Origin of the sequence: Pseudomonas sp. HY7a-MNA-CIBAN-0227, assembly GCF_040310325.1 — a bacterium.
Taxonomy (GTDB): domain Bacteria; phylum Pseudomonadota; class Gammaproteobacteria; order Pseudomonadales; family Pseudomonadaceae; genus Aquipseudomonas.
Genome location: NZ_JBEOPT010000338.1, coordinates 1 through 240, shown reverse-complemented (window position 1 = coordinate 240; position 240 = coordinate 1). Strand labels below are relative to the sequence as shown.

Genomic DNA, 240 nt, shown 5'->3' with positions numbered 1-240 from the left:
CAGCAAGGCAGGCAGTGACATTGGATAACCTCAGAGTTGGGAGAGTTGAATTCAGAAAGGCTTGACCACCACCAGGATGACGATGGCCAGCAGGAATAAAACAGGGACTTCGTTGAACCAGCGATAAAACACGTGGCTGCGCGTGTTCTCGCCGCGGGCAAAGCGTTTTACCTGAGCGCCACACATGTGGTGATAACCGATCAGCAGAAACACCAGGGTCAATTTGGCGTGCATCCACCC

At 53.3% G+C, this 240-nt stretch carries 1 protein-coding gene; it reads right to left on the bottom strand.

Annotated elements, in window-relative coordinates; all coding sequences use genetic code 11:
• Window positions 1-51: 51 nt before the first annotated feature.
• Window positions 52-240: CopD family protein (locus tag AAEZ06_RS28175; protein WP_350617501.1), on the bottom strand; the 189-nt coding region annotated here is incomplete at its 5' end.